Here is a 24930-nt window from a genome sequence, read left to right as displayed (position 1 = left end):
TCAGCCGACGCGGCGGCGGCGGGCCAGCAGGCCGACGGTGGCCAGGCCGGCGAGCATCAGCGCGTAGGTCTGGGGTTCGGGGACGGGCAGCGGGTCGACCGGCACGTCGGGGATGGCGGTGCCGCTCAGCAGCACGTTGTCGTAGCGGATGGTGCCGGTGGTGGCGTAGGTCTGACCTGCGGCCGTCGGCGCATAGGCACTTGTGCCGGGTGCGAAGGTCGCCACGAACCGGAAGCCGAAGTCAGCGTTGTTGTTGGCCAGCTCCACGCCGCTGAAGTCAAAAGTCAGCCCGTTGACGAAGGTTGTGGCCGAGGCTGACGGCATTTGGAAGGTGGTGGCGTTCAACCAGGTGCTGCCGTCAACGGTGTACTGCAGCATCGTCCATGCCGAGGCCGTATTGCTGTTGCGCTGGGAGAAGGTCAGCACCAGGTCGGTGTAGCCCGAGGTATCGACCATGAACTGCACGCCGCGCGTCAGGTCCCCCGCGCCTTGCGCTGCATAGCCCGTCGTGTTGAGCGCCTGGCCTGCGGCGGCACCTTGATAGGCAGATCCGCCTGCAAAGGTGGTGGTGACCCCGAGCGTCGCGAACGACGCACCGTTGGCCGACACCGTGTGCTTGGTCGTGGTCGGGGTTGGGTTGTAGTCCCACAGCGCGACCGTGTCCGCCTGGGCGGCAAAGCTGGTCGCAAGAAGGGCGGCGAGGGCAAGAGAACGGAGTTGCATGGCGGTACTTCGGTGGTGCATGGACGAACGCCGAGACCATCCCGACGCGCCGAGCGAGGGTAGTGACCGTTTCTTTACGCTTTAGGAAAGTTTGACGAGCCAGTCGGAAATTACCCCCGCGCCAGCCACCCCCCAATCCCTAGAAAGCCCCATGCCTAATGGGGAAAACGGCGATTGCCGTTTTGGCAATGGGGCCTGCCTCTCCCCGCATGTGGGGGGAGTCCGGCGCCAGGGCCGCGTTGCTCACGCGACACGATGCGCGTGGCCGGACCGGCTCAGGCGGCGCGGAACACCAGCGCCTTGAGGCTGCGCTCGGGCGACACGTCAGCAAACGTCTCAGGGTTTTCCAGGCGCCCGATGAACTGCAGCTCGGGCGCGTGCTCTGCGACGGTGCCGCGCAGGAAGTCCACGCCCAGCTCCGGTGCGTTCAGGCAGAGCAACGCGTGGCCGCCCGGCGCCAGCAGCGCGGGCAGGCGGCGGGCGAGACGGGCGTAGTCCTTGGTCGCGACGAAACTGCCCTTCTGGAAGCTCGGCGGGTCGCACACCACGAGGTCGTAGGGCCCGCCACGCGTGAGCTTGCCCCAGGAGTTGAAGATGTCGTGCGCCAGGAAGCGCGCTCCGGCCTTCACGCCGTTGAGTTCATGGTTGCTTCGGCCAATGGCCAGCGCGCCGGAGGCCATGTCGACATTCGTCACCTCGGCCGCGCCAGCCTGCAGCGCCACCACCGAGAAGGCACAGGTGTAGGCAAACAGGTTGAGCACCTTGGCCCCCGGCTTGACCTGCTCCCGCACCCAGCGGCGGCCGGCCGCCATGTCCAGGAAGAGGCCGTGGTTCTGCCCGCGCAGCAGGTGGACGAGGTAGCGCGTGCCGGCCTCGGTGACGACATGCGGCTCCGGCACCTCGCCCGCCATGCAGCGCGTCTGGGCCGCTCCGGCCGCGCGGCACTGGTAGACCCAGGCCACGCCCGGCCAACGCGCCTGCAGGGCCGCGCCCACGGCCGCCAGCGCGTCGTCGGGCAGCTGCTGGAAGCTTGTCAGCAGTACGACCGGCGGGTAGACGTCCAGCGCTAGGTGCTCGCAGCCCGGGAAGCGGCCGCCCCGGCCGTGAAAGAGCCGGCCGGCATCAGCAGGCAAGTCGGGGGCAGTGGCGATGGCGTCGAGCAGGGCTTGCATGGCGAAGGGAGCAGAAAACAAAACCGCCCGGGGTGGCCGGGCGGTCGACAGAAGTGCGCGGCGCCGGGGTCAGCTGGCGTACTTGACGGAGCAGCCGTAGGGGCGGGTCGAGGCCTTCTCGACCTTGCGGCCCGCCGCCACGGCGGCCAGCGCGTCGGCCACATAGGGCTCGGCCTTGGCGATGTCCTCGGCCTTGGCCGAGGCAATGCTGTCGATGCCACCCTTGTACGCCAGGGTGCCGTCGCCCTTGATCACGTACATGTGCGGCGTGGTCTGCGCGCCGTAGAGCTTGCCGAGTTCCCCCTTGGGGTCCAGCAGCGTGGCGGTGGGGGCCGCGCCGCGGTCGGCGTTGAGCTTCTTGGCGGTGGGCCCGTCGACGAAGCCTTGCTGGCCCGGCGCCGACGAGATCACCTGCAGCCACACCACGCCCTGCGCCGCGGCGGCCTTCTGCTGGCTTTGCATGTTGCCGCTGCCGTAGTGCTTCTTCACGTAGGGGCAGTCGTGGTTGGTCCATTCCAGCACCACGGTCTTGCCCTTGAAGTCGGACAGGTTGACGGTCTTGCCGTCGGCCGTCTGGGCGGTGAAGGCGGGGGCCGGCGCTTCCACGGCGGCATTGGCAAGGGCCAGCGCCGGCAGAGCGAGCGTGGCGGCGATCAGAGAGCGGCGAAACAGGTGCGTCATGTCGAACTCCGGGGGGCTTGGGGGGTGGAAACCGCCTCGATGACGAGGCCGGGGGTGAGGATCTGCGGCAGCACCTGGGCCTCGGCGGCGCCAGGAGCGTAGTAGAGATACAGCGGCACGCCCGAGCGGCCATGGGCCTTGAGCACGGCGGTGATCTTGGGGTCCTCGCGGGTCCAGTCGCCTTTCAGGTAGGTGATGCCGGCCTTGGCAAAGGCCTCGTGCACCTCGGGGCGCGACAGCGCGACACGTTCGTTCACGAGGCAGGAGATGCACCAGGCGGCCGTCATGTTGACGAACACGGGCTTGTTCTGCGCCCGCAGGTCGGCCAGGCGCTCAGCGCTGTAGGGCTCCACGCTGGACTCGGCGCGCGCGTCAACCGCCGCGACCGGCTTGATCCACGCCGCCGTGCCGAGCGCCAGCGCCAGGCTCGCGACCGTCACGCCGCCCGCCAGCACACCCCGGCCGGCACGGCGCACCCACAGCGCGAAGGCGATCAGCACCAGCCCGCCCAGCGCCAGCGCCACGCCATCCGGCCCGGCCTGCTGGGCCAGCACCCACAGCAGCCAGACCACCGCGGCATACATCGGGAAGGCCAGGAACTGCTTGAAGGTGTCCATCCAGGCGCCGGGCCGCGGCAGCCAGCGCTGCGCCGCCGGCCAGAACGCCAGCACCAGGAACGGCAGGGCCAGACCCAGGCCCAGCGCCAGGAAGACGGCCAGCATCACCACCGCCGGCTGGGCCAATGCGAAGGCCAGGGCCGCTCCCATGAAAGGCGCGGTGCACGGCGTGGCTACCACGGCGGCCAGCACGCCGGTGAAGAAGCTGCCGGCCAGGCCCTGGCGGGCGGCCAGGCCGGAGCCGATGCCGGTGAAGCTGCCGCCCACGTCGAAGAAGCCCGACAGGTTCAGGCCCACCAGGAAGAGCAGATAGGCCACCACGAGCACGAACACCGGCGAGTGGAACTGGAAGCCCCAGCCCACCTGCTGCCCACCAGCCCGCAGCGCGATCAGCACGCCGGCCAGCGCCGCGAAGCTCAGCAGCACGCCCGCGGTGTAGGCCAGGCCCTCGGCCTTGTGGTTGCCCTGGTTCACGAGGGCCAGCGCCTTGATGGAGAGCACCGGGAAGACGCAGGGCATCAGGTTCAGGATGAGGCCGCCCAGCAGCGCGAGGGCCAGGGCCGGCGCCAGGCCCAGGTCGCCCTCGGGGGCGGGCGCCGGGCTGGCGTTGGCGCCGCCTTCGGCCGCGGGGGTGGTCAGGTCGGCCGGGCCCGGCCCCTTGCCGGCGCCTTCGGGCATGGGGGCGGAGACGGTCCAGGCTTGCTCGCCGGTGGCGGTCGTCAGCACGACCACGCCAGACAGCGGCTTGCCCGCCGCCAGCGGCTCGTCGCCCGCCGGGATGTCCAGCGCCCAGCCGCTGGCTTCAGCCTTCAGGGCCTGCGGCGCGCTGTGGGCGACGGCGCCCCAGGTGTCGGCAAAGAAGTAGGCCTTGGTCACGCCTGCCGTCGGACCGCTCAGGCGCACGCCCTGCGGCGCGGCGGCCAGCTTCACCGCAAAGGGCGCGGGCTTGGGAATGGCATTGCGCCAGGCGTCGATCAGGTCGGCGTCCGGCCCGGGCTTGCCCTGGGCGGCGACGGGCAGGTCCAGGCCGAGCGTGACCTGCTCCGGAATGCAGACGTCCTTGCACACCAGCCAGCGCACCTCGGCCGTCGGCTGAAAGCGCGCCCCGGGCTTGGCATCAGCCGGCACGGTCACGTCCACCAGCAGCGCGGGCTTGCCTTCATAGCCGTAATTGACGATGGGGCCGATGGCCTGGATGGACGGCGTGGGCCACTGGATGGGGCCGGCCTGGGCGCCCTGCCAGTCGATGCTGGTGGCCTGGCCGGAGTCGCCCGGGTTGAGCCAGTAGGTGTGCCAGTGGGCCTTGATGTCCTGCTCCAGCGCCACGGTGAAGCGCTGGCCGGGCGCGACGGCCGCCTGGCTGGCCACGAGTCGGGCCTGCACATGCTCGGTGGCCGCCTGGGGCGGCGCGGCCAGGGCCAGCAAGGGGGTGGCCAGCAAGGCCAGGAGGGCGGAACGCAGCGGGGCAGACATCCCGAAATCCTAGGCCAAACCGATTGCCCTTCTGGAAAGGCCGGCCTGCACGAACGCGTCGAACGCCGTCCACAGGGGCGCAAAGGGCTCGGGCCCGCCCTCCAGCAGGGCCAGCGCGTGCAGGCCAGCTTCCAGCGTCGACAGCTGCCCGGGTCGGTGCGCCACCCGGAGGGCGTAGCGCGTGGGCTGGGCCGGCAGGGGCAGGCGGGGCAGTGCGGCGAGCCAGGGGTTGGCGGCGAGCAGGCGGCGGCTCTGGCGCCAGCTGCCGTCCAGCAACAGCAGGCGCTGCACGGCCGCAGGCTCGGCCGGCGGACCGTCGCCCGGGTAGAGCAGCGCCGTGCCCGGGGCGGCCAGGCTCGCGTCGAAAGTCTCGCCGCGCAGGCAGCGGGCGCGCTGCAGGCCGAGGGTCAGCAGCGCGACCGTGTTCTTGGCATGACCCGCCTCAGCGGGGTGCTGCAGGATCAGCAGCTCGGTGCGGTGCGGCAGCGGCGCGGGCAGCAGCCCGCACAGGCAGGTGCTCGCCGGGCGCTCGCAGCGCGGGCAGACCGCGCGGGGCATGGACGCCTCAGGGGGCGACCGGGGGGGCCACGGTGGCCGGGCTCACGGTCGACACCGTGTGGTCGTCGTCCGAGCCGTCGCCCTGCCCACGGTCCGGGCGACGCTTGGACCGGCTGCTGGGCAGCTTCAGCTGACGCCGCTTGGCCAGGGTGCCGGCCAGCCAGACGCCCGCGAGCACGGCGAAGATGTTCAGCGCACCGAAGAGCGGCGCCGCATTGGAAGACAGCAGCAGGTTCTGCAGCGGCGCCGAGTAGGCCCGCGGCTTGAGGGCAAAGCTGAAGGCGCCGAAGATCAGCCAGCAGGCCCAGCCGGCACCGACGCCCGACATCATCCAGGCGATGTACGGGCGATGCCGGCGGCGCTGGGGCCGCAGCGTGAGGTAGCCCCAGACGGCGGCCACGACAAACAGGATCAGAGCCAAGGCCACGGCCTCACCGAGCATCACGGGCAGACTGTTGCGCCCGCCGAGCTGCACGTACACCTGACGCGGCAGGCCGGTGTTGGCGTACTGCATCGCAGCGCCGGCGCCAAAGCAATACAGCAGGAGCCCGGAGAAAAAGGCGATGGAACGGCGGGCAGCTTTCATGGGCTCGAATTCTGAAGCCAGCCGGGGGGCCGGAATCGGCAGGATTTCCCGATCCGCCCAAAACGAAGCCCGCAATCCGGGGGGGCCGGATGGCGGGCTTACATCTTGAAATGACCCGTTGCAGTCGGGTCAGCGGGCTTCAGCGCTTGCGGTCCAGGCGCATCGCGCGGGCCAGGCCGCGGCGTTCGCCGCTGTAGAAACCGGTGTCGAAGGCCTCGTGCTTGCGACCCTTGTCGACGGATTCCGCGGCGCTCCAGGCCAGGCCCATGTCGGGGACGGGAAGGCGGCGGTGTTGCGATTCGTTGCGGGGCTGGATCTTCATCATGGCTTGTCTTGCCTGTCTCGCGGCCCGGAAACCGGCGCGATTGGGAGGCACAACGCGGCACATTCGGGGCCGGTTGACAAGCCGGATCACATTTCTTTGCCCGCCCGCATTCATGACAATGCCGGCTTTCCGATCTCAGGACCCGCGATGACCGTCCAACTCAAGAAAACCCTCCCGGCCAAGGCCACGCCGATCACCGTGGTCGACCGCGCCGCCTTCCAGGCCCTGGCGAGCAGCCTGCCCGACGCCACCCGCGCCTGGCTGGCCACCGTGGGCTTTGTCGGCGCCGCCGACACCCACGCCCTGGTGCCCGGCGCCGATGGCACCCTCGCCCAGGTGTTTGCCGGCGTGGCCCATGCCGCCCATCCTTTCGCGCTGAGCCACCTGCCGCTGGCGCTGCCCGAAGGGCTCTACAAGCTGGACGCCGCCGGCCTGCCCCTGCTGCCGGAAGCCGCGGCCATGTCCTGGGAGCTGGGTGGCTACCGTTTTGATCTCTACAAGCCCGCCAAGCGCGCTCCGGCCACCCTCGCGCTGAAGACCGGCGCCGATGCCGAGCGCGGCCTGGCGCTGGCCGCCGCCATCGCCGCCACGCGCGACCTGGTCAACACGCCCGCCGAGCACATGGGCCCGGCCGAGCTCGCCGCCGCGGCCAAGGCGCTGGCCAAGCAGTACGGCGCGAGCTTTACCGAGATCGTCGGCGACGCGCTGCTGAAGAAAAATTTCCCCAGCATCCACGCCGTGGGCCGCGCGAGCACGCGCTCACCTCGGCTGATCGAGGTGAACTGGGGCAACCCCAAGCACCCGAAGCTGGCGCTGGTCGGCAAGGGCGTGTGCTTTGACAGCGGCGGCCTGAACATCAAGCCGGGCGAAGGCATGCGCCAGATGAAGAAGGACATGGGCGGCGCCGCCAACGCGCTGGGCCTGGCCACGCTGATCATGGCGTTCAAGCTGCCGGTGCGGCTGCAACTGCTCATCCCGGCGGTGGAGAACTCGATCTCGGGCAACGCCTACCGGCCCGGCGACATCATCAAGACCCGCAAGGGCCTGCACATCGAGATCGGCAACACCGACGCCGAGGGTCGGGTCATCCTGTGCGACGCGCTGGCCTACGCCGCGGAGTCCAAGCCTGACCTCGTCATCGACCTGGCCACGCTGACCGGCGCGGCGCGCGTCGCCCTGGGCGCCCAGCTGCCGGCGCTGTTCGCCAAGCACATGGACACCGCCCGCGACCTGGTGGACCTGGGCCTGAAGCTGGACGACCCGCTGTGGCACATGCCGCTGTGGGCGCCGTATCACGCCGGCATCGAGAGCACGATCGGCGACATCGTGAACACCGGCAAGAGCCCGCTGGCCGGCGCGATCAACGCGGCCCTGTTCCTGGAAGACTTCCTGCCGCGCGAGCAGGACTGGCTGCATGTCGACCTGTTCGCCTGGAACGACGCGCCGCGCGCCGGCCGCCCGGTGGGCGGCGAGGCGCAGACGATCCGCACGCTGCTCAGCTATCTGGAGCAGCGCTACTCGGCCTGATGGATCGGCCTGATGGATCGGCCGGATTGATCGGCCGGCTTACTCGGCCGCCGGATCCCGCTGCGGCGGCTGTTCAGCCGCCGGCTCGGCGGCCTTGACGACCTTTGCGGCCTGCAGCGCCTGAGCCATCTGCGACGGCGCGGGCTGCTCGACCTGCTGCGGCGCGGGCTTGCGGCCCGGCTGCGACGAGCGGCCGCCTTCACCCCGCGCGGGGCGATCGCCACGGGGCGGGCGATCACCGCGCGGCTGGTCGCGGCGGCCATCCGGACGCTGCTCGGCACCACGGGGACCACGCCCCTCCGGGCGGCCACCGGGGCGGCGCTCTTCGCGACGCCCCTCACGGCGCGCCTCGCGCGGCGGTGCCGGCGGCGCCTCGGCGCGCTCCTTGCGGGCGATCTCCAGCAGGCCTGGCAGTTCCTCGGGCGTCGTGCCCTTGAGCACGCAGAAGTTGGCCTCGGTGAGCGTGGTGTGCTCGAAGTCCCACAGCAGCTGGGCGCGGTTGCGGCGCTGCTGGGCCTCCAGGCGGTGCTTCTCCTGGTCGGCCTGCTCGCGCTCCTGCTTCAGGCCGCGGCGGCGCGCCAGCTCTTCGCGGGCGGCGGTCAGGTGCTCCTCGCTGATCTCGCCTGCGGGCTGGCCGTCGAGGTCGAAGCGGGTCTTGGCCTGGGTCAGCGCGATCAGGTAGCCGGTGCTGCCGGTGTAGCGGCGCAGGAAGGCACTGAGCTGCGCCTTGCTGAACTTGCCCGGCGCGCGTTCCTGGATGTCGGCCTGGATGCGCAGCTTGACGGGCTTGGGCTTGCCGGTGAACAGGGCCGGGAACAGCGCCTTCAGCCCGGCGCTGGCGTCCGCGAGCGGGGCAGCCGGCGCAGCGGCGGGCGGCGCCTCGGCCACAGTCGACGGTGCCGTTTCGGGCACGACCGCGGGCTCGGGCACCGGCTCAGACACAGGCTCGGCAGCGAGCACGGGCGCGGCGGCGGCGGGCGCTTCGGCCGGGGTGACGGGATCGGGAAGATCGGAATTCATCGCAAAGCCGCCGAGGCGGCAGCAAACAGGCAAGGGCCGGGATTGTCGGCGATCAGGCCGCCCGGCTGGCGATCCCCAAAAAAGCCGCGGGCAGCGAAGCGGGCGAACCCGGCGGGAAAGCGCGGTGAGACGGAACGAGAAGCCTCAGCCCAACCCGCCGAACACCTTCTTCAGGATGGCACTGCCGGTGCCGACGGGGTCCTGGCGGATCTTCTTTTCCTCCTCGCCGATGATGCGGTAGAGGCCGTCCAGCGCCCGCGCCGTCACGTACTGCTGGATGTTGGCCTCGTCGCCCTTGACGAGGCCGAAGCCGCCGGCCTTCTTGGCGACGGCGTTGTACTTGTCAGCCAGCGAGACCTTCTCGGTCGCCTGGGTGACGATGGGCAGAAACTGCTGGCCCAGGGGCTCGCGGGTCTTGCCGGCAAAGAACTGGGTCACCGAGTCGTCGCCGCCCTTGAGGATCTTCAGGCCATCCTCGACGCTCATGTCCTTCACCGCCTTGACGAGCAGGGGCTTGGCAGCCGGCACGGCGGCCTCCGCGGCACGGTTCATCGCGACGACGAGCTCATCCAGCTTCCGGCCCTGACCGGTGGCTTTCAAAAGCTTGGCGGCGTCTTTCAGATAGCCCGGCAGCTCGATCTTGACGAGGGGGTTGCCGAGGAAGCCGTCGGGCCGCCCCAGCAGCGCCACCGCGGCATTGGCGCCGCGCTCCAGTGCCGTGCGGATGCCGGCATTGGCATCGCCCTCGCTCAGGCTCAGGGCCCAGGCCGGGCGCAGCAGGAGGGCGGGCACACTGGCGAGGACGAGGTGGCGACGGCGCATGAAGACTCCGGAAAAAGGGCGGCGCAATGCGCTGATCTTGCCACCGCCGCCGCCCCCCCGCCCGCTCAGGCGAAGACCTGGGCCATGGCGCGCCGGCAATCGCGCTTGTGCAGGTACATGCGCTGGTCGGCAAGTTCGAGCAAGGCGTCGAGGTCGCGGCCGTCGTCCGGGAAGCTCGCGGCGCCAAGGCTGGCGCCGATCTGCAGCGCGCGCCCCTCGAACTCGAAGCTGCCGTTGAGCTGGTCGGCCAGGCGGTCGATCATGGCCTGCAGCCCGCCATCGACGGCCAGGGGCCGCAGCAGCAGGGCGAACTCGTCACCGCCCAGGCGCGCGGCGGTGTCGGACTGGCGCACGCCCGCCGCCAGCCGGCGCGCGAACTCCGTGAGCACCGCATCGCCGACGCGATGGCCGTGCGTGTCGTTGATGCGCTTCAGACCGTCCATGTCCAGGATGACGACCGCGAAGGCCTGGCGATCACGCGCCCCCTGGGCCAGCGAGGAGCGCAGCCGGTCAAGGAAGAGCGAACGATTGGGCAGGTCGGTCAGGCCATCGTGCGTGGCCTTGTGGAAGAGCTCGCCCGGGGCGTAGCGGGTGGCGAAATACATGGACGCGGCCACCAGCTCGGACAGCAGCGTCAGCAGCGCGACGTGCCGCTTGTCGAAATGCCCAGTGCGCGCCGACATGGCCTTGAGCACGCCCACCGTCTCGCCCTGGTGGCGCAAGGGCACCACCACCATCGAGCGCAGCCCCACACGGATGCAGGCCGCGCGGTCGGTACGCGGGTCCAACTCAGCGTCGTCGCAGTACAGCGCCTGACCCTGCGCCACGCACAGGCCTGACAGGCTCGCCTGGCGCTGCAGCCGCAGGCCGAGGCAGCCACCGGCCATGCCGGCTGCAGCGCGGTAGACCATGTCGTCGCCCTCGGCCAGTTCCACCGCGGCGCCATCGGCGTCCACCAGCGCCAGCGTCCGATGCACGACGAGGCTCATGACGCCGCCGAGATCCAGCCCCTGGCGGGCCACTTCGGTCTGGATGGCGATGACCTCCAGCAGCTTGTCCCTGGTCGGCACTCGTGTCTCCGAGGCCCCTGCGGGCCTGGCGCCAACGGCGTCTCTGCGCCCGATAGCCGCCCGTTGCATCCCTGTGCGACGAGTTTCACACGCCAACAGAAATGATGTCGAGACTCAAGCGGGGGCCAATCTTGCCTCGCCGCGATTCCAATCGATTGCTCTGCATCAAGGCCAAGCACAGCGCCCGGCCTAGCATGGGCTGACGGAGACAAAAGACCATGCTGCCCGTCTACATCACCCACCCCGACTGCGCCCGCCACGAGATGGGCCCAGACCACCCCGAATGCCCCGAGCGGCTGGCGGCCATTGCCGACCGGCTGCTGATCAGCGGCCTGCTCGACTACATGGTGCCGCACGACGCGCCGCTGGTCACCGACGCGCAACTGCAGCGCGCGCACAGCGCCCTGCATGTGCAGCGGATGCGTGCGGCCGCACCCGTCGCGGGCTATGCCCAGGTCGACCCCGACACCCGCATGAACCGCTTCACGCTGCCGGCAGCCCTGCGCGCCGCCGGGGCCGCCGTGCTGGCCACCGACCTGGTGCTGCGCGGCGAGGCGCCCTCGGCCTTCTGCGCGGTGCGCCCGCCAGGCCACCATGCCGAGCGGGATGCGGCCATGGGCTTTTGCTTCTTCAACAACGTGGCGGTCGGCATCCGGCACGCGCTGGACGTGCATGGGCTCACGCGGGTGGCGCTGGTCGACTTCGACGTGCATCACGGCAACGGCAGCGAGGACATCCTCGCGGGTGATGAGCGCGTGCTGATGTGCAGCATCTTCGAGACGGGGCTCTACCCGTTCAACGGGCCGGACGCCCGGTCGCTGAAGGACGCGCCGAACATGGTCAACGTCGGCCTGCCGCCGCGCTCGGGCAGCGAGGCCTTCCGCGCCGCCGTCACCCAGCACTGGCTGCCGGCCCTGGACGCCTTTCGCCCGCAACTCATCTACGTCAGTGCCGGTTTCGACGCCCACCGGGAGGACGACATGGCCAACCTCGGCCTCGTGGACGGCGACTACGCCTGGGTCACGCGCCAGCTGATGGACGTGGCCAACCGGCACTGCCGCGGCCGCGTGATTTCCTGCCTGGAAGGCGGCTACGTGCTCAATCCCCTGGCCCGCAGTGTGGCGGCCCACATCCAGGTGCTGATCGGCGCCGACTAGAGTCTGCATCCATGGACAACCATTTCCTCACGCCCCTGTTCATGCCGCGCTCGGTCGTGGTCTTCGCCGGCCCCGACGAGCCCGAGCGCCAGACCCGCCAGGCGCGGGTGCTGCGGGCGGCGCTCACCGCGTCACCGGGGCCGCATCCGGTGCAGTTCCTGCACGGCGACACCACCGGCACGCTGGGCGAGCTGGCCCGCTCGCGTGCCGACCTGGCGGTGATCGCGCTGCCCAGCGACGAGATCGCCGCGGCGCTGGAGGTGGCCGGGCGCATCGCCTGCCGCTCGGCGCTGATCATCAGCGACGGCATCGAGCCCGAGCAGGCCGCGCAGCTCAAGCGCATTGCCCGCCGCGAGGGCGTGCACCTGCTGGGGCCGAACTGCCTGGGCTTCCAGCGCCCCCACCTGAACCTGAACGCCAGCGCGGCCGGGCCGCTGGCGGCGGAAGGCTCGCTTGCGCTGGTCTCGCAATCCGGCGCGCTGACCTCGGCCATGCTCGACTGGGCGCAGCAGAACCATGTCGGCTTCAGCCAGGTGGTGTCCCTCGGCCCGAATGCCGCGGTCGACCTGGCCCAGGTGCTCGACTTCCTGGCCACCGACACCCGCACCCAGAGCATCGTGGTCTACCTGGAAGGCATCTCCAACCCGCGGCGCTTCATGAGCGCGCTGCGCTCGGCCGCGCATGCCAAGCCGGTGGTGGTGCTCAAGGCCGGCCGGCGCAGTGCCGGCAACGAGGCCGCGCTCACCCACAGCCGCGCCATCGTCGGCAGCGATGACGTGTTCGACGCGGCCCTGCGGCGTGCCGGCGCGGTGCGGGTGCGCAGCTTCGTGGAGCTGTTCTCGGCCGCGAAGTGCCTCGCGGCGCGCTACCGCCCGGTGGGCAAGCGGCTGGCCATCATCACCAACGGCGGCGGGCCCGGCGTACTGGCCGCCGACTGGGTGAGCGAGATTGGCCTGCAACTCGGCAAGCTCTCGCCCGACGTGGCGCGCGCACTCGCGCAAAAGCTGCCGCCGCTGGCCTCGCTGGCCGACCTGATCGACCTGTCGGCCGCGGCCACCTCCGAGCACTTCCGCGCCGCCATCGAGGCTGCCGCGGCCGACCCCGCCGTGGACGGGCTGCTCGCGGTGTATGCGCCGCAGATCGGCTCGGACGCCACGGAAACGGCGCAGGCGGTCGTCGCTGCCAAGGCGGTGACCGCCAAGCCGCTGCTCGGCTGCTGGATGGGCGACGCGTCGGTGCTGGAGGCGCGCCGCGTGCTGAACCAGGCCGCCATCGCCAATTTCCGCACCCCGGAGGCCGCGGTGGGCGCCTTCGGCAACATTGCCGCCTTCTACGCCAACCAGCAGCTGCTGCTGCAGACGCCGCCCCCCATGAGCAGCCTCGCGCAGCCCGATGTCGAGGCCGCGCGGCTGCTGATCGAGAGTGTGCTGGCCGAGCGCCGCCGCACCATGACCGAGATGGAGAGCAAGGCCCTGCTGGCGGCCTTCCACATTCCGGTCACGCAGACCGTGCTGGCTCGCAGCGCCAACGAGGCGATGATGCTGGCCACGCAGCTCGGGTTTCCGGTGGCGCTCAAGATCGATTCGCCCGACATTGCTCACAAGAGCGACGTGCAGGGCGTGGCCCTGAACATCCAGAGCGGTGCGGCCGCGCGTGACACCTACAACGAGATGGTGGCCCGCGTGAAGCGGCTGCAGCCCCAGGCCCGCATCAACGGCGTGACGGTGCAGAAGATGGCACGCAGCCGCCGCGGCCAGGAGGTCTGCGTCGGGCTGGTGACGGACGAGGCCTTCGGGCCCACCATCGTCTTCGGCGCGGGCGGCACCATGATCGAGCTGATCGCCGACCGGGCGATGGAGCTGCCGCCGCTCAACCAGTTCCTCGCGCGCCGCCTGGTGGAGCGGGCACGCGTGTCCGAGGCGCTGGCCGAAGGCCGCGGCGGCGGCGCGCCGGCCGACCTGGAGGCCCTGGAGCGGGTGCTGCTGCGGGTCAGCGAAATGGTGTGCGAGTTCCCGCAGCTGCGCGAGATGGACATCAACCCGCTGATCGTCGACGAGACCGGCGCGGTGGCGGTGGACGCCCGCGTGGTGCTGCAGCCCGGCCCGCAGACCGGCATGGCGCGGGCCTTCGATTACCCGCACCTGGCCATCCTGCCCTACCCGGCCCGCTTCGAGCAGGTCTGGCCGCTGGCGGGCGGTGGCGAGGTGACCGTGCGCCCGGTGCGACCCGATGACGCGCAGATGCTGCAGGACCTGGTGCGCGGCTTGAAGCCCGAGAGCCGCTACTTCCGCTTCGCCAGCGCCATCAAGGAACTGCCGCCGGGCCTGCTCGCGCGCCTCACGCTGATCGACTACGACCGCGAGATGGCGCTCGTGGCCGTCTACTGCGAACGCACCGCGCGCGACGACGGCGGCTTTGACGAGCGCGAGCGCATCGTCGGGGTCAGCCGCATCATCACCAACCCCGACCAGACCAGCTGCGAATTCAGCCTGCTGGTGGCCGACGACTTCGGCGGCAAGGGCCTCGGCTCACGGCTGATGGAAGGCATCACCGATGCGGCGCGCGAGAAGGGCCTGTCCGACATCGAAGGCCTGGTGCTGACGAACAACGCCGACATGCTCAAGCTCATGCGCGGCCTGGGCTTCACGGTGAAGCCTTTCCCGGAGGACCCGGACTTCAAGCTGGTGACGCGATCCTTGAGCTGAGTCCGGCGCCCGCCAGGACCCAGCCCCGGCTCAGGGCAAGGCCGCCAGCCGCTCGGTCAGCAGCGCGAAGAAGCCGTCGGCATCCGCATGCCGCAACACCTGCGCATTGGCCGGCAGGCCGGTCACGGCCCACCAGTCGATGACGGTCATGCCGCGGGTGAGTTCGCTCTGCGTCTCGATGCGCACATTGCAGTCGCGGCTGGTGAAAAGGCCAGGCTGCAGCAGGAAGGCGATGACGCAGGGGTCGTGCAGCGGGCCCCCGTCCTGGCCGTATTTCTCTTCGTCGTAGCGCTCGAAGAACTCCATCCAGGCGGCCGCCACCGGGCCGACGCGGTTGGGCAGTGCACGGAGGGCGTCGATGCGCTTCTGCGTGGTCAGCACCTCGTGCGTGACGTCCAGCGGCGCCATCGTGATCGGCACCCCGCTGGTGAACACCTCGTGCGCGGCCTGGGGGTCGACGTAGATGTTGAACTCGGCAGCCGGGGTCACGTTGCCGCCCTCGAAAAAGCCGCCGCCCATCAGCACGATGCGGCGGATGCGCGTGGCGATGTCGGGCGCGCGGCGCAGGGCCAGCGCGATGTTGGTCAGCGGCCCCAGCGGACACAGCGTGACGGTGCCAGCCGGCCGCTCGCGCAGGGTCTGGATGATGAAGTCCACCGCATGGCGCGCGTCCACCGGCAGCGTAGGCTCGGGCAGGTCCACGCCGTTGAGGCCGGTGTCGCCGTGCACATGCTCGGCCGTCACCAGGGGCACGTCCAGCGGGCGGTCGGCACCGGCGCAGACCGGCACGTCGCGGCGGCCCGCCAGCTCCAGCACCTTGCGGGCGTTCAGCGTGGTCAGCGACAGCGGCACATTGCCGGCGACGGTGGTCACGCCGAGCAGCTCCAGCTCGGGCGAGGCCGCGGCCAGCAGCAGGGCGACGGCGTCGTCCTGGCCGGGGTCGGTGTCGATGATGATGGGCAGGCGGTTCATGGCGTGAGGTCCGGGGGCGCGATGTCGAGGTCGATGGCGCCGAAGAGGCTGCTGCCCTCGGCGGTCTTGAGGTCCAGGTGCAGGCTGTCGCCCGGCGCGAGCGTGAGGCCCAGGTCGCCCAGGCTCATGCCGGCCACCTGGCCAGCGCGCAGGGCGCGCAGCCGGGCCAGGCGGGCCAGGGCTGCGCCAGGGGCCGCGTCCACGTCGCGAGCGGGCTGTTTGCTGCCGTTGTGAAGCAGGTGCAGACGGGCCTGAAGCCGCCCGCCCGCCCAGCCAGGCCCGAGCTCGTCAGGCGTGAGGGCCAGCGGTGCGCACTGGGTGGCGATCAGCTCGCCGTCCAGCCGCCAGTCGACGGCCAGGGTCAGCAGCCGCAGGGCATCCAGGGCGGCAGGGGCATCGCTCGCGGCGGCCAGGTCGCCGGCAATCGCGGCAAGCGCTGGATGCCCTTCGGCGGGCGCGCGCAGCGGCTGATGCGGCGCGCCGAACGTGCCCGCGTCGCGCTGCACGCCGCCCTCCGCGCCCACCACCGCCCAGCCGCAGCTGCGTGGCAGCGGTGCGAGGCACTTCTGCGGATCGAAGGGGAAGGCGTGGCGCAGCTTGCCATGGTTGAGCTGCACGGCGAGGTCGTCGAGCTGGGGCGCGAGAAAGCCCCAGTCGTCCAGCACCTGCTGCAGGCGCGTGGCGATGCCGGTGGCGAAGTGGGCCTGGGTCAGGTCGCGCGAGACGATGACGAGGTGGCCATCGCGCGAGCCGTCGGCGTAGCTGGCGAGTTTCATCGGGTGGGTATCGGGTTGATGGCAGCATTGTGCGATGCGCGCCCCTGCCGCTCCCACCCGCGCCCTGCCGCGGGCCGCCGCGCTGGCCCTGTTGGCCAGCGTGGTGGTGCATGCCGCGCTGCTGCTGGGTGAGCGCCCGCGCGACGAGCCGCGCCCGGCACGGGCCGTCACGGTGGCCGTGACGGCGCCGCCCCGCCTGCCCATGCCGCTGCCGGAGACGACCACGCCCACGCCCCCAACGCCGCCCACGCGGCCCCTGCCGAAGGAGGCGCCCACCCAACCCACAGCGCCCGCGCCCGTCGAGGCGGCCGATGCGCCCCCGCCGGCCGCCGAAACGCCGCCCCTGCGCCTGGCCGGGCCTGCCGCGTGGGCCTACCGGCTGCGCCAGGGCGGGCAGGACGGCGAGGCGCTGCTGGACTGGCGTCCTGAGCCGGACGGCCGCTACAGCCTGCGCCTGACGCGCCGCATCGGCGAGCGCACCCTGCCCGCCTGGGAGAGCCTGGGCCAGCTGGGCAGCAGCGGCCTGGCGCCCGAGCGGTTTGCACTGCAACGCGGCGGACGGGATCGCCAGGCGGTCAACTTCGACGCCGAGGAGCGGCTGGTGAGCTTCTCGGCCAGCCCGGCGCAGCTGGCCCTGCCCGAGGGCGCACAGGACCGGCTCTCCTGGTGGCTGCAGCTGGCCGCCCTGGTGCAGGCCAACCCGGCGCCGGGCGGGCGCTGGCGGGTGTGGGTGGCCGGGCTGCGCGGCGAGCTGCGCGAATGGGTGTTCGAGGCCGCCGAAGCCACGCCTGAGGATGCCGGCAGCCTGCATCTGCGGCGCCAGCGGCTGGGTGAGCACGATCCCGGCGTGGAGCTCTGGCTGGACCCGGCGCGCGGCTACTGGCCCGTGCGGCTGCGCCAGGGCGACCCTGAAACCCGCGGTTTCGAAATCTGGCTGAGCGTTGTGAACTCCTGACGCTTCCTACACGTTGTCAGGTCGTTGGATGACCCGATCAACACCGGGTTCTGCCAGTATTCCGATCAATCGGGGCTTGAAACGCCCACTTGCATCCGCAGTTGAAGCCACGAGGAGCACCTTATGCACATGCTTTACAACTCCGACAGCTTCATCGTCGTCCAGTTCGACGTGCCGACCGCCGAGCGCCATGAGATCGCGCAGGGGCCGCAGCTCAACCGGGGCGGCTTCGAGATCGTCGACAAGTTCGCGCGCAAGGAGATCTTCATCGAAGGCGCGCTGGCCGAATCCTTCCAGCAAGGCGTGCAGGCCATCATGGACGAAGGCGAGCCGTCGGAGGACGAACTCGACGCCTTCATCGAGCGCTATGCGCTGATGGGCCAGCAGCCGGTCGTGATGCACTGAACAATTTGTGGGGATCGTGACGCATTGATTCGCTTCCAAGCCTGATACAAGATGGGCTCGCGCCGGCGACTTGCAGCCGGCCAAGGAGTCCATCGATGGTGAAGCGAGCCGCCGCAGAGACAGCCTCACGGGCCAGCGCCCGCGTGCTGCCCTCGCCCGGCCTGGACAGCGCCCCGGTGCTGGACCGCATGTGCTCGCAGTTCGTGCTGACGCTGACCGTCAAGCACGCCGGCCGCTTCAACCTGAGGCGCGATTTCAACGGCCTGCTGTCCTTCACCGGGCGCCACCTCGTGTGGCCCACGCGCGTGCTGCAGCGGCTGCGCGCTTATCTCGCCCAACGCTGCACCGGCAATGAACTCTGGCGTGGTCACGAAGCGCTTGGCGACGAGGCGTTCCTGGAGCGTTTCGGCCAGTGGAGCGGGCCTTTCTCCGAAGCCACCCTCTTCTTCTACCTGGACGAATACGTCAAGGACGCGCCCAAGGACATGATGGCCTTGCTGGCCACGACCTGCGAGCACCTGGACCGCCAGCTCAAGCGCGAATCCACGCTGGTCGAGAAGAACATCGACGCGCTCGGCCAGCTGCTGCAGCTCAACCCGGCAGAGCGCGCCATCCTGCTCTACGGCACGCTGGCGCGCTATCAGCGCGAGCTGCGCGGCGCGCTCGTCGAGTTCAAGGTGAACACCGCCCAGGAGGCCTTCGCGGCCATCGCCGCCGTCGCCGGCGTGGATGAACGCGAGGTGGCCGAAGCCCTGCGCGCCGGCTCGCGGCTGGAGCGCATCGGCATGGTCGAGAACCTCATCTCGGAGCACAACATCACCGACCTGGCCGACCTGATGAAGGTCAGCGACCAGCTCCCGCCGGTGCTGATGCGCGAGTACCAGGGGCCGCACGACCTGATGGCGGTCTTCACCCGGCCCGCCACACCCAGCAGCCTGGCCCCCACCGACTTCCAGTTCGTCACCGAAGACCTCGACCTGCTCCAGGGCCTGCTGCGCCAGGCCGTGGCCACGCATGCCACCGGCGTCAACGTGCTGCTCTACGGCCCGCCCGGCACCGGCAAGACCGAGCTGGCCAAGGTGGCCGCCGCCGCCGCGGGGCTGGACCTGTACGAGGTGGAGTACGCCGACCGCGACGGCAACTCGCTCTCCGGCCGTGACCGCTACCGCTCGCTGCAGATCAGCCAGGTCTTCCTGAAGGCCAGCGCCAATGTGGCCCTGCTGTTCGACGAGGTCGAAGATGTGTTCCCGCCGCTGTCCAGCGACACCGCCTCGCTGCTGAACCGGCTCGATGCCTCCGGCGAAGGCGGCGTCGGCAATTCGGTCAGCGGCAAGGCCTGGGTCAACCAGATCCTGGAGACCAACCCGGTGCCGGTGATCTGGGTGACCAACCGCATCGAGCAGATCGACCCGGCGTTTCGCCGCCGCTTCCAGTACCACCTCGAGCTGAAGTCGCCACCACCGGGTGCGCGCCGTGGCCTGGTGGCTCGCGCCCTGGGCGAGGTTGCCGTGAGCGACGCCTTCGTGGCCAAGCTGGCCGAGCGCCCCGGCCTCACGCCGGCGCAGATTCGCACCGCGGTGCGCTTCGCACAGCTGGCCGGCGGCGCGAGCGACGCCGAGAAGCTCATCGAACGCCAGCTGCTCAATGCCGACAAGGCCCTGGGCCGTGATGACGCCGCCCACCTTGCCCGGCCCTGCGTCACCCAGTACACGCTGGATCTGCTGAATTGCGAAAGCCGCTTCGAGATCCCGCGCATCGTCGAGGCCCTGCGCCGCACCGGCCGCGGCCAGCTGTGCTTCTACGGGCCGCCGGGCAGCGGCAAGACCGCCCTGGCCGAGCACATCGCCCAGGCGCTGGGCAAGCCGCTGATGGTCAAGCGGGCGAGTGACATCGCCAGCAAGTTCGTCGGCGAAACCGAGCAGAACATGGCCCGCATGTTCGAGACCGCACAGACCGAAGGTGCCGTGCTGCTGCTGGACGAAGCCGACAGCTTCCTGCGCAGCCGCAAGCATGCCGAGCGCAACTACGAGGTCTCGGAGGTGAACGAGATGCTGGCCGGCATGGAGCGCTTCAACGGCCTGTTCATCTGCACCACCAACCTCTTCGACGACCTCGACGAGGCGGCGCTGCGGCGCTTCGCGTTCAAGATCCGCTTCAAGGCGCTGAAGCCCGAGCAGCGCGTGGCGATGTTCGAGCGCGAGGCCGGCGCCGTGCCGACCGACGAGCAGCGCGCCCGCCTCGTGGCGATGGATTGCCTGACCCATGGCGACTTTGCCGCGGTGCGCCACCAGGTCGAGATCCTGGGCGAGGCGTTCACCGCCGATGAGTTCCTCGCGCAACTGGAAAGCGAGCACCGCGCCAAGCCGCAGGTGCGGGAGCGGCGCGGGATCGGGTTCAGGTAGGACGGGGCCGGACCTGCCGTCACACCCGATGAAGGCTCACGCGCCGCGCGACGAATCGGTCAGCGCACGGAAGTAGTAGGTCGTCGAACATGGCGCACCGTCTGGCATGAGCGCGTAGTTCGGAATGTCCCCCGCCTTCTGCCAGCCCAGGCGTTCATACAGCCGCGAGGCATCGCTGCCGGTCACCGTGTCCAGCACCAGCGTGGTCTTGCCGAGCTCGCGGGCCTTGGCCTCCAGCGCGAGCAACAGGCGCTCGGCAAGGCCCTGACGACGTGCCCGGCGGTGCACGAGCATCTTGGACACATCAGCACGGTGCGGCTGGTTGTCGGGCATGTCGATGACGAGCGAGACCGTGCCGCAGACGCGGCCGTGCTCGTCCTCAGCGACGAACAGGTGGCGCTCGCCGGCCGCCACGCCCTCGGCCACGCGGCGCCAGAAGGCCTCGGGCCGGCCCGCGGCCAGTGGCAGCATGAAGCCGACCGACGCCCCGCCCTCCACGCAGTCACGCAGCACCTCGGCCAGCTCGCCCACGCGGGCCTGGGCCTGCGCCGCGTTCAGTTCCTTGATCGTCATCCGCCAGTCCTTCCCCAGGCAAACAGCCGCTGCATTTCCCACGTAGCGACCGAAGTTGTCGATGCGGCGGTAACCCTGCCGCGTGTAGAAGGCCACGGCCCGCGTGTTCACGGCGCGGGTCTCCAGCCAGACGGCGCGATAGCCCAACTCGCGGGCCGCGGTCTCCAGGTAGGCCAGCACCGCCGCACCCACGCCTCGCGTTCCCGCTCGCGCGTACATGCGCTTGAGCTCGGCCACGCCGGGCTGCAGCGGGCGCAAGGCGCCGCAGCCCACCGCACGACCGCTGGCATCCCGGGCCACGACGAAGCGGCTCCCAGGGCCTCGTGCGTCAGCCGCAGAAAAACTGCTGCGACCACTGCTGCCCGTGAGGGCCTGCAGGATGTCGGAGAGCTCGGCCAGCAGCTGCTGGGCGTCCGCGTCATCCGGGTCGACGTCGTGGAGACTCAACGTCATGACCGGGCTCCGGTCAGTGCAACGAGGTAGCGGGCGGGCTGGGCGCCCGGGTTGTGAAAGGTGATCGGCGCGTCCAGCTGAACGGCCAGGCAATCGCCGGCTTGCAGCTGCCAACGCTCGGCGCCATGCCCGATGTCCATCACTCCGTCGATCATCCAGATCAGCTGGTGAATATCGGCATCCCGGGCCGAGGTCTCGAAGGCCACACGCTGACCGGCCGGGAAGATCACGTCCACCAGCTGCAGCGGCGAGGCCCCCGGCGGCGACACATTGCGGCGCACATAGCCCGACGCCGGGTCGCGCCATACCGGCTGTTCGGCCACACGGGCCAGCGGCGACGGCGCAGCCGGCGCTTCTCCCACCTCGAACAGCGACGCGACGCTCACACCCAGCGCCGACGAGAGCTTGTCCAGCACCACGGCCGTCGGGCTGCTCTGGCCGCGCTCGATCAAGGAGATGTTGGAGCGGCTCACGCCACTCTTCTGGGCCAGTGCGTCCAGCGACAGGCCGGCCGCGGCACGGAGTTCATGCAGGCGTCGCCCGATGCGTTCGGAGATATCCATTCATCCAGTTTACTGGAATCTCATTCCATCAAACTGGAACAGCCCGCTCTGCTGCCCGCCGCCAGGCCGGGTCGGGCCAGCGCCGCCCGAGTCGCCAGGCCGCATGCACGAGCTTGATGACGTGCGGGTCATCCTGCGCGCAGGCGGCCGACAGCAGGGTCGGCCAGGGGCGGCAGGGTGGCTGGTCCAGCACCCAGGCGGGCTGGGCGCGGCTGGCCAGCAGGCTGGCGGCAGCGGCCACCACGAAGCCCCGCGGGAGGTCGGCCTCGGGCCACCAGGGCTCCAGCACGGTCATGGCGTGGCTGGCGGTCAGCAGATGCAGCACCGTGAAGTTGCCGGTGGCCGCGTAGGTGCGTGCAGCCAGAAGGGCCAGTTCGCGCAAGGTGTCGGGCGTGGCAGGCAGCTGGGCGACGGCGTCGGCAAAACCTGGGGCGGCCGCCCAGGCCTGCATGCGCTCGGCAATGAGGCCGCCGGCCGAGCTGGTGGGCGGCGGCAGCTGCAACAGCGCGGCCACGCCCGCACCGAGAGGCACGGCAGATGAGCCTGGCGCCGACGGCAGCGGCATGAAATGCGATGCCCAATGCGCCAGCCCCGCGGCCAGTTCGCCTTCATGGGCCGCCAGCACCGCGTGCGCGGTACGAATCAAGCCGTGGAACGCGATGGCACCGGCGCCTGGCATCAGCAGGCCGAGCCCCTCCCGCAGCGCTGCCGACGGGCCCAGCACGGCGATGCGCTGCGCGAAGTGCGCCCGCCACGAGGCATCGGCGTCCGGCCGCCCCAGGTCGCGCGCCAGCAGGATGGCGGCCGGGCGTGCACCGCAGCGCGGCTCGAGGTGCACTTCGTGGGCTTCGGTCCAAGCCTGCATCCGCTCCGCGGTCGCCCCCAGCTCCAGCAGCGCCTGCTGGGCCATCGGGAGGTGGTTGCTGAGCGCGCCACGGTAGGTGGCGGCGTGGGCCCGGCCGGCATCAAGCAGGCGGTGCAACTGGGTGCGGGTGGCGGGCGCGGCGGACGCGAGCGGTGTGGACATGGCAGGGGCATTCGGTGAGAACATGGGCGCCATGGTCAAAGTTGAAGCGAACTTGAAGTCAAGCCCCTCGCCCCTGTCGATCGGCCAACTGGCCAAGCGCTCCGGCGTCGCCGCCAGCGCGCTGCGCTTTTACGAGGCCGAGGGGCTGCTCAGCGGCAGTCGCAGCGCGGGCGGCCACCGGCAGTACCCGCGCCAGGCGCTGCGCCGCATCGCGTTCATTCGCGCGGCACAGACGGTGGGCCTGAGCTTGCCGCAGATCAAGGCGGCGCTGGCCACCTTGCCCGATGCTCGAACGCCGACCAAGGCCGACTGGGCCCGGCTCTCGGCCAGCTGGGCCCCGCTGCTGGATGCGCGCATCGCCGCGCTGCAGCAGTTGCGCCAGCGGCTGACCGGCTGCATCGGCTGCGGCTGCCTGTCGCTCAAGGCCTGCGCCCTGTACAACCCGCAGGATGAGGTTGCGGCGACAGGCACCGGCGCCCGGCTTCTGCGCATAGAAACCGATCGTTGACCCTTGCGCGAAAGCCGAATATCAAATCCCGGCGAAAATATCGGGTTTACCCGTCACCAGAACCTCAGCGAGCGCCCATGAGTGCCTTCAACGAAGAGACCGTCCTGACCGTCCATCACTGGACCGACCGCCTGTTCAGCTTCACGACGACGCGCGACCAGGCGCTGCGCTTCTCCAACGGTCATTTCACGATGATTGGCCTGAAGGGCGACAACGGCAAGCCGCTGCTGCGCGCCTACTCCATCGTCAGCGCCAACTACGAGGAAAACCTCGAGTTCCTGAGCATCAAGGTGCCCGACGGCCCGCTGACCTCCAAGCTGCAGCACATCAAGCCGGGCGACAAGATCATCGTCGGCCGCAAGCCCACCGGCACGCTGCTCATCGACTACCTGCTGCCGGGCAAGAACCTGTACCTGCTGGGCAGCGGCACGGGCCTGGCGCCCTTCATCAGCATCGTGCGCGACCCCGAGACCTACGAGCGCTTCGAGAAGGTCATCATCGTGCACGGCGTGCGCGAGGTGGCCGAGCTGGCCTACCACGACCACCTCACGGTGGACCTGCCCAAGCACGAGTTCCTCGGCGAGTACGCCAGCAACCAGCTGCTGTACTACCCCACCGTGACCCGCGAGCCCTACAAGAACATGGGCCGCATCACCGACCTCATCCAGACCGGCAAGCTGCAGGCCGACCTGGGCCTGCCGCCGCTCAACCCCGAAGACGACCGCATCATGCTGTGCGGCAGCCCGGCGCTGCTGAAGGACATGAAGCAGATGCTGGAGCTGCGCAACTTCAAGGAAGGCAGCACCACGACGCCGGGCGACTACGTCATCGAGCGCGCCTTCGTGGAGCAGTAGGTCACGCGCCCCTCGTCCGGTCTTGCCGCGCTGAACGCCGGCAAGCCCAGCCGATCCCCCAAGGGGATGGCGATGCTCGCGGGGCCTGCCCCGCTCGCACATCGCCTGCGGTCCGGCTTGGGAGCGGCCCGGCGCTCGGACCGCAATCGGAGCAGCCCCGGCGTCGTTACATCCCCTTGAACAGGTGCGTGTAGCTGCGGCTGACTTCGAGCTTCTCGGTCAGCCCCTTCACACCCACCAGCTGGCGGCCGCGGAAGTCGCGGGTGATGCCGTCGATGGCGCGGGCGTTCACGAGGGTGGAGCGGTGGATCTGCCAGAAGAGTTGCGGGTCGAGTTCGTCCACCAGCTCCTTGATGGGCTTGCGGATGAGGGCCTCGATCTTGGCGGTCTGCACCCGGGTGTACTTCTCGTCGCTGATGAAGAAGAGCACGTCCTCCACCGGGATCATCTGAATGGCCTGGCCGACGGTGGCCTGGATCCATTGCAGGTAGGCCGGCTTGGCCCCGGCGCCGTTGACCTGGGCGCTGAGCTTGTGCAGCAGCTGCTGCAGCGGCGCTGACGAGGTCTCCACCACTTCCTTGCCCTCGCGCTGGGCCAGGCGCTTCTTGATGCGGGCCACCGTGAGCTGCAGCCGGTCGCGCTCGGCGGGCTTGAGGACGTAGTCGGCCACACCCTGCTCGAAGGCCTCGACCGCGTACTGGTCATAGGCGGTGATGAAGACGATCTCGGGCACCAGCCAGTCATCGTCCTCGGGCAGCTGGGCGATCTGGCGGGCGGCATCCACGCCGGTCAGGCCCGGCATGCGGATGTCCAGGAAGACCAGGTCGGGCTTGTGTTCGCGGGTCAGCTCCACGGCTTCGAGGCCGTTCTTGGCCTCGGCCACGATCTCCAGCTCGGGCCAGACCTCGGTGAGGCGGCTGCGCAGCTGTTCGCGCATCAGGCGTTCGTCGTCGGCCAGAACGGCCCGGATGGGGGTGGGGGTGTTCATGGCCGGCGATGCTAGACG

24 protein-coding genes and 1 pseudogene are annotated in these 24930 nt (G+C 70.4%); 8 read left to right on the top strand and 17 right to left on the bottom strand.

From position 1 onward, the window contains the following. The 7 genes from CDO81_RS09250 to CDO81_RS09220 all read right to left on the bottom strand — a co-directional run bounded on the left by CDO81_RS09250 (nucleotide 1) and on the right by CDO81_RS09220 (nucleotide 6135). On the bottom strand, nucleotides 1-723 hold the full coding sequence (locus tag CDO81_RS09250) for a PEP-CTERM sorting domain-containing protein (RefSeq protein ID WP_158218210.1): 723 nt from the start codon (nucleotides 721-723) through the stop codon (nucleotides 1-3). A 275-nt stretch (nucleotides 724-998) separates the two neighbouring features. Further along, the gene (locus CDO81_RS09245) at nucleotides 999-1895 is read right to left on the bottom strand and encodes a class I SAM-dependent methyltransferase (RefSeq protein WP_088482885.1); all 897 of its coding nucleotides are present in this window, start codon (nucleotides 1893-1895) and stop codon (nucleotides 999-1001) included. 69 nt (nucleotides 1896-1964) lie between these two features. Then, on the bottom strand, nucleotides 1965-2576 hold the full coding sequence (locus CDO81_RS09240) for a redoxin domain-containing protein (RefSeq protein WP_088482884.1): 612 nt from the start codon (nucleotides 2574-2576) through the stop codon (nucleotides 1965-1967). Next, the gene (locus CDO81_RS09235; RefSeq protein ID WP_088482883.1) at nucleotides 2573-4666 is read right to left on the bottom strand and encodes a protein-disulfide reductase DsbD family protein; all 2094 of its coding nucleotides are present in this window, start codon (nucleotides 4664-4666) and stop codon (nucleotides 2573-2575) included. Before CDO81_RS09235 ends, CDO81_RS09240 begins: the two co-directional genes overlap by 4 nt. A 9-nt stretch (nucleotides 4667-4675) precedes the next feature. Next, entirely contained in the window at nucleotides 4676-5224 is a 549-nt protein-coding gene (locus CDO81_RS09230) for a tRNA-uridine aminocarboxypropyltransferase (RefSeq protein WP_088482882.1), read from the bottom strand. A gap of 7 nt (nucleotides 5225-5231) precedes the next feature. Then, nucleotides 5232-5810, bottom strand: coding sequence for a hypothetical protein (locus tag CDO81_RS09225; RefSeq protein WP_088482881.1), 579 nt, complete (start codon nucleotides 5808-5810; stop codon nucleotides 5232-5234). A gap of 139 nt (nucleotides 5811-5949) precedes the next feature. Then, nucleotides 5950-6135: a hypothetical protein gene (locus tag CDO81_RS09220; protein WP_088482880.1), complete on the bottom strand. Its 186-nt coding sequence runs from the start codon at nucleotides 6133-6135 to the stop codon at nucleotides 5950-5952. A gap of 147 nt (nucleotides 6136-6282) precedes the next feature. On the opposite strand from CDO81_RS09220, the gene CDO81_RS09215 reads away from it, so the two are divergent. After that, nucleotides 6283-7662, top strand: coding sequence for a leucyl aminopeptidase family protein (locus CDO81_RS09215; protein WP_088482879.1), 1380 nt, complete (start codon nucleotides 6283-6285; stop codon nucleotides 7660-7662). 39 nt (nucleotides 7663-7701) lie between these two features. Here the strand turns inward: CDO81_RS09215 and CDO81_RS09210 are convergent, their stop codons facing one another. From CDO81_RS09210 to CDO81_RS09200, 3 genes are all read right to left on the bottom strand, one after another. Continuing rightward, nucleotides 7702-8682: a ProQ/FINO family protein gene (locus CDO81_RS09210; RefSeq protein WP_088482878.1), complete on the bottom strand. Its 981-nt coding sequence runs from the start codon at nucleotides 8680-8682 to the stop codon at nucleotides 7702-7704. A gap of 144 nt (nucleotides 8683-8826) precedes the next feature. Then, nucleotides 8827-9504 (bottom strand): DUF4197 domain-containing protein, encoded by a 678-nt coding sequence (locus CDO81_RS09205; RefSeq protein WP_088482877.1) that lies wholly within the window; start codon nucleotides 9502-9504, stop codon nucleotides 8827-8829. A gap of 65 nt (nucleotides 9505-9569) precedes the next feature. Continuing rightward, nucleotides 9570-10574 carry a sensor domain-containing diguanylate cyclase gene (locus CDO81_RS09200; RefSeq protein WP_241516929.1) on the bottom strand — a complete coding sequence of 335 codons (1005 nt, stop codon included), beginning with the start codon at nucleotides 10572-10574 and terminating at the stop codon, nucleotides 9570-9572. A 218-nt stretch (nucleotides 10575-10792) separates the two neighbouring features. Between CDO81_RS09200 and CDO81_RS09195 the strand changes: the two genes are divergently transcribed. Together CDO81_RS09195 and CDO81_RS09190 are read left to right on the top strand one after the other, a co-directional pair. Beyond that, nucleotides 10793-11731, top strand: a complete 939-nt coding sequence (locus CDO81_RS09195; protein ID WP_088482875.1) for a histone deacetylase family protein — start codon at nucleotides 10793-10795, stop codon at nucleotides 11729-11731. A gap of 11 nt (nucleotides 11732-11742) precedes the next feature. Next, nucleotides 11743-14436: a bifunctional acetate--CoA ligase family protein/GNAT family N-acetyltransferase gene (locus CDO81_RS09190; protein WP_088482874.1), complete on the top strand. Its 2694-nt coding sequence runs from the start codon at nucleotides 11743-11745 to the stop codon at nucleotides 14434-14436. Nucleotides 14437-14466: 30 nt separating this feature from the next. On the opposite strand, the gene CDO81_RS09185 is transcribed toward CDO81_RS09190, so the two are convergent. Beyond that, the gene (locus tag CDO81_RS09185; protein ID WP_088482873.1) at nucleotides 14467-15408 is read right to left on the bottom strand and encodes a nucleoside hydrolase; all 942 of its coding nucleotides are present in this window, start codon (nucleotides 15406-15408) and stop codon (nucleotides 14467-14469) included. Next, nucleotides 15405-16184 (bottom strand): fumarylacetoacetate hydrolase, encoded by a 780-nt coding sequence (locus tag CDO81_RS09180; protein WP_088482872.1) that lies wholly within the window; start codon nucleotides 16182-16184, stop codon nucleotides 15405-15407. The genes CDO81_RS09185 and CDO81_RS09180 overlap by 4 nt, the downstream gene beginning before the upstream one ends. Nucleotides 16185-16218: 34 nt before the next feature. Between CDO81_RS09180 and CDO81_RS09175 the strand changes: the two genes are divergently transcribed. The 3 genes from CDO81_RS09175 to CDO81_RS09165 all read left to right on the top strand — a co-directional run bounded on the left by CDO81_RS09175 (nucleotide 16219) and on the right by CDO81_RS09165 (nucleotide 19946). Further along, nucleotides 16219-17139 (top strand): hypothetical protein, encoded by a 921-nt coding sequence (locus tag CDO81_RS09175; RefSeq protein WP_088482871.1) that lies wholly within the window; start codon nucleotides 16219-16221, stop codon nucleotides 17137-17139. Nucleotides 17140-17268: 129 nt separating this feature from the next. Further along, the gene (locus tag CDO81_RS09170; RefSeq protein WP_338153596.1) at nucleotides 17269-17544 is read left to right on the top strand and encodes a BTH_I0359 family protein; all 276 of its coding nucleotides are present in this window, start codon (nucleotides 17269-17271) and stop codon (nucleotides 17542-17544) included. Nucleotides 17545-17639: 95 nt separating this feature from the next. After that, complete coding sequence (locus tag CDO81_RS09165) at nucleotides 17640-19946, top strand: ATP-binding protein (RefSeq protein ID WP_088482869.1); 2307 nt, start codon at nucleotides 17640-17642, stop codon at nucleotides 19944-19946. A 36-nt stretch (nucleotides 19947-19982) separates the two neighbouring features. Here the strand turns inward: CDO81_RS09165 and CDO81_RS28745 are convergent, their stop codons facing one another. The 4 genes and pseudogenes from CDO81_RS28745 to CDO81_RS09150 form a co-directional block, all read right to left on the bottom strand. Continuing rightward, a complete protein-coding gene (locus CDO81_RS28745; protein WP_241516939.1) occupies nucleotides 19983-20519 on the bottom strand; it encodes a GNAT family N-acetyltransferase in 537 nt (178 codons plus the stop codon). Nucleotides 20520-20597: 78 nt separating this feature from the next. After that, nucleotides 20598-20972 (bottom strand): annotated as a pseudogene (locus CDO81_RS28740) (GNAT family N-acetyltransferase); the annotation flags it as partial. Beyond that, nucleotides 20969-21535, bottom strand: a complete 567-nt coding sequence (locus CDO81_RS09155; protein WP_088482867.1) for a helix-turn-helix domain-containing protein — start codon at nucleotides 21533-21535, stop codon at nucleotides 20969-20971. The pseudogene CDO81_RS28740 and the gene CDO81_RS09155, both read right to left, overlap by 4 nt. 28 nt (nucleotides 21536-21563) lie before the next feature. Beyond that, nucleotides 21564-22562 carry a questin oxidase family protein gene (locus CDO81_RS09150; RefSeq protein WP_158218209.1) on the bottom strand — a complete coding sequence of 333 codons (999 nt, stop codon included), beginning with the start codon at nucleotides 22560-22562 and terminating at the stop codon, nucleotides 21564-21566. Between the two features lie 52 nt (nucleotides 22563-22614). On the opposite strand from CDO81_RS09150, the gene soxR reads away from it, so the two are divergent. Continuing rightward, nucleotides 22615-23070: a redox-sensitive transcriptional activator SoxR gene (gene soxR / locus CDO81_RS09145; RefSeq protein ID WP_241516928.1), complete on the top strand. Its 456-nt coding sequence runs from the start codon at nucleotides 22615-22617 to the stop codon at nucleotides 23068-23070. Nucleotides 23071-23147: 77 nt separating this feature from the next. Then, nucleotides 23148-23924 (top strand): ferredoxin--NADP reductase, encoded by a 777-nt coding sequence (locus CDO81_RS09140; RefSeq protein WP_088482865.1) that lies wholly within the window; start codon nucleotides 23148-23150, stop codon nucleotides 23922-23924. Between the two features lie 166 nt (nucleotides 23925-24090). Here CDO81_RS09140 and CDO81_RS09135 read toward each other — a convergent pair whose 3' ends face one another. Continuing rightward, nucleotides 24091-24912 (bottom strand): LytR/AlgR family response regulator transcription factor, encoded by an 822-nt coding sequence (locus CDO81_RS09135; protein ID WP_088482864.1) that lies wholly within the window; start codon nucleotides 24910-24912, stop codon nucleotides 24091-24093. Nucleotides 24913-24930: the final 18 nt, after the last annotated feature.

This window comes from Roseateles puraquae (assembly GCF_002205845.1).
GTDB classification, from domain to species: Bacteria; Pseudomonadota; Gammaproteobacteria; order Burkholderiales; family Burkholderiaceae_C; genus Pelomonas; species Pelomonas puraquae.
This window is presented reverse-complemented; position numbering and strand designations above follow the sequence as displayed.

Coding starts and splice junctions, on each gene's coding strand:
- CDO81_RS09250 (WP_158218210.1), bottom strand. CDS start 723: ATGCAACTCCGTTCTCTTGCCCTCGCCGCCCTTCTTGCGACCAGCTTT.
- CDO81_RS09245 (WP_088482885.1), bottom strand. CDS start 1,895: ATGCAAGCCCTGCTCGACGCCATCGCCACTGCCCCCGACTTGCCTGCT.
- CDO81_RS09240 (WP_088482884.1), bottom strand. CDS start 2,576: ATGACGCACCTGTTTCGCCGCTCTCTGATCGCCGCCACGCTCGCTCTG.
- CDO81_RS09235 (WP_088482883.1), bottom strand. CDS start 4,666: ATGTCTGCCCCGCTGCGTTCCGCCCTCCTGGCCTTGCTGGCCACCCCC.
- CDO81_RS09230 (WP_088482882.1), bottom strand. CDS start 5,224: ATGCCCCGCGCGGTCTGCCCGCGCTGCGAGCGCCCGGCGAGCACCTGC.
- CDO81_RS09225 (WP_088482881.1), bottom strand. CDS start 5,810: ATGAAAGCTGCCCGCCGTTCCATCGCCTTTTTCTCCGGGCTCCTGCTG.
- CDO81_RS09220 (WP_088482880.1), bottom strand. CDS start 6,135: ATGATGAAGATCCAGCCCCGCAACGAATCGCAACACCGCCGCCTTCCC.
- CDO81_RS09215 (WP_088482879.1), top strand. CDS start 6,283: ATGACCGTCCAACTCAAGAAAACCCTCCCGGCCAAGGCCACGCCGATC.
- CDO81_RS09210 (WP_088482878.1), bottom strand. CDS start 8,682: ATGAATTCCGATCTTCCCGATCCCGTCACCCCGGCCGAAGCGCCCGCC.
- CDO81_RS09205 (WP_088482877.1), bottom strand. CDS start 9,504: ATGCGCCGTCGCCACCTCGTCCTCGCCAGTGTGCCCGCCCTCCTGCTG.
- CDO81_RS09195 (WP_088482875.1), top strand. CDS start 10,793: ATGCTGCCCGTCTACATCACCCACCCCGACTGCGCCCGCCACGAGATG.
- CDO81_RS09190 (WP_088482874.1), top strand. CDS start 11,743: ATGGACAACCATTTCCTCACGCCCCTGTTCATGCCGCGCTCGGTCGTG.
- CDO81_RS09185 (WP_088482873.1), bottom strand. CDS start 15,408: ATGAACCGCCTGCCCATCATCATCGACACCGACCCCGGCCAGGACGAC.
- CDO81_RS09180 (WP_088482872.1), bottom strand. CDS start 16,184: ATGAAACTCGCCAGCTACGCCGACGGCTCGCGCGATGGCCACCTCGTC.
- CDO81_RS09175 (WP_088482871.1), top strand. CDS start 16,219: ATGCGCGCCCCTGCCGCTCCCACCCGCGCCCTGCCGCGGGCCGCCGCG.
- CDO81_RS09170 (WP_338153596.1), top strand. CDS start 17,269: ATGCTTTACAACTCCGACAGCTTCATCGTCGTCCAGTTCGACGTGCCG.
- CDO81_RS09165 (WP_088482869.1), top strand. CDS start 17,640: ATGGTGAAGCGAGCCGCCGCAGAGACAGCCTCACGGGCCAGCGCCCGC.
- CDO81_RS28745 (WP_241516939.1), bottom strand. CDS start 20,519: ATGACGATCAAGGAACTGAACGCGGCGCAGGCCCAGGCCCGCGTGGGC.
- CDO81_RS09155 (WP_088482867.1), bottom strand. CDS start 21,535: ATGGATATCTCCGAACGCATCGGGCGACGCCTGCATGAACTCCGTGCC.
- CDO81_RS09150 (WP_158218209.1), bottom strand. CDS start 22,562: ATGTCCACACCGCTCGCGTCCGCCGCGCCCGCCACCCGCACCCAGTTG.
- CDO81_RS09140 (WP_088482865.1), top strand. CDS start 23,148: ATGAGTGCCTTCAACGAAGAGACCGTCCTGACCGTCCATCACTGGACC.
- CDO81_RS09135 (WP_088482864.1), bottom strand. CDS start 24,912: ATGAACACCCCCACCCCCATCCGGGCCGTTCTGGCCGACGACGAACGC.